The following is a 1,937-nucleotide window of genomic DNA, read 5'->3' on the forward strand; positions in this document are numbered from 1 at the left end:
GGCCGGGCGGCGCATGCCCGGCCGGCGGGCGGCCTGCTGGGCGGCGACCTGCGCGGCCGCCTGGGGCGGAAGGGTCAGCGGCAGCTGCTCGCGCACCGGCATCGCTGCGCTCCCGCGGACGACGACGATCTGCCGGAACGCCTCCTCGAGCGCGACGGCGGCCTCCGGGCTCTCCGCCGCGGAGCCGCTGATCATGCCGCGCAGGAACCAGCGCGGGCCGTCCACGCCGACGAAGCGGGCCGCGCGGCGCACCGGCTCGGGGGCGGGCTGACCGGGCTGCGCCGGCGGGCTGACCCGCACGAAGCCGGCCAGCTCGGGACCGAACGGCCCCTCGACCTCCTTCAGCGACCCGCCCTGCCCGGAGGCGCTGCGGGCGAGGTCGGCCCGGACGTCGTCCCAGATGCCGCCGGCCCGCGGCGCGGCGAACGCCGACACCTGCAGCAGCGAGTCGCCGTAGCGCAGCGTGGCGCCGATGACCTTCTGCTGGGCGTTGACGTCGACCCGCAGCTCCGTGCCGGGCACCGCGGGCAGCCGCAGCGAGCCCAGGTCGATGCGCGCGGTGCCGTCGTCGGGGGCGTCGGCGGCGTCCCACGGGCCGGCGGTCTCCTCGACGTCCCGCACCTTGTGCTGCGGCTCCGGTGGCACCCCGCGCTCGCGCAGGCTGCGGTCGATCCGGTTGCGTCGCCGTCCGAACGGCATGTCAGTCGGTTCCCTTCGCCTGGACGCTCGCGTGCCCGCCGGTCGAGCCGTGGCCGTCGGCCCCACGCACGCTCTCCGGCAGCTGCTCGACCGGCACGAACCGGGCCTGCACGACCGGCTGCACGACCAGCTGCGCGACGCGGTCGCCGCGGCGCAGCCGGAGCGGCGCCGTGGGGTCGAGGTTCACCAGGTTCACCTTGATCTCCCCCCGGTAGCCGGCGTCGATCGTGCCCGGGGCGTTCACCATGGAGAGCCCCAACCGGTGGGCCAGGCCCGACCGTGGGTGGACGAATCCGGCGTAGCCCTCCGGGATGGCGACCGCGACGCCGGTGCCGACGAGGGCCCGCTGGAACGGCGCGAGCTCGAGGTCCTCCGCGATCGCCAGGTCGGCGCCGGCGTCACCGGGGAGGGCATAGGCCGGGACGGCGTCCTCCAGGGAGGTCAGCCGCACCGGGACCTCGACCTCGGGGACGGCGGGGCGGGCGGGCTCGGGCACGTCGGCGACCCTATAAGGACCCCCTTGCCCCCCACCGCTCGCAAGCTCGCGGCGGGCTCTTGCAAGGTGGCCGCGTCCTCGCCTCAGGAGGACGGCCGGCGCAGGTCGGCCAGCACTCGGCGAGCCAGCGCCTCGGTCGCCTTCCGGTTGGCCCGCCCGCCGAGGGCCGCGCCGACCAGGAAGGGAGCGGCGCCCGGGATGCTGCGGGCCATCCGCCTGGTCATCCGGCGGCGCAGCGTGCGCAGCCCGGCCGAGCCCAGGACGGCCCCCAGGCCCGGAACGGCGGCTCCGTCGACCGCCCGCTCCTGCGACCAGCTGGCCAGGTAGGCCAGCGCCCGGGCGCGGGCGTCACCCGGGGCGGGCCGGCCGTGCAGTTCGTGCAGCTCGCCGAGCAGGACCACCTCGACGGCGGCGGTGAGCACCGTCTCCGCAGCGATCTCCAGCGGAACGGCCAGCAGCGAGGGGGGCGCGAGCCAGTGGGCGGCCGAGAGGCCACCGGTCGCCGCGCCGATGCCCGAGGTGAGCCGCACCGCCCGCGCGAGGAGCGCGTCGGCGATCTCGTCGTCCGTGGCGCCGGGATGGTCCGTCCGCAGCTGCCGCGCGTCGCGGATCGGCAGCCGAGGGACCGCGGTGGTGAGGAGGTCACCCAGCAGGGCGCCGGGCGCGCGACCCGATTCGCCGCCGTCCGCGGCGCCGCCGCCCGCGCGGGCTCCCGCGGCCGCGACCGCGGCGACGACAGATC

3 protein-coding genes are annotated in these 1,937 nt (G+C 77.7%); all 3 read right to left on the bottom strand.

Annotation, left to right across the window (positions count from 1 at the left end):
* On the bottom strand, positions 1-699 hold a 699-nt coding region (locus E4P41_RS21605), incomplete at its 3' end, for a DUF3710 domain-containing protein (protein WP_135143242.1).
* Position 700: 1 nt separating this feature from the next.
* The gene (gene dut / locus E4P41_RS21610; protein WP_135143243.1) at positions 701-1,195 is read right to left on the bottom strand and encodes a dUTP diphosphatase; all 495 of its coding nucleotides are present in this window, start codon (positions 1,193-1,195) and stop codon (positions 701-703) included.
* Positions 1,196-1,278: 83 nt separating this feature from the next.
* Positions 1,279-1,937, bottom strand: a 659-nt coding sequence (locus tag E4P41_RS21615; RefSeq protein ID WP_135143244.1) for a hypothetical protein, incomplete at its 5' end; no start/stop codon positions are given.

Origin of the sequence: Geodermatophilus sp. DF01-2 (assembly GCF_004571065.1) — a bacterium.
GTDB lineage: Bacteria > Actinomycetota > Actinomycetes > Mycobacteriales > Geodermatophilaceae > Geodermatophilus.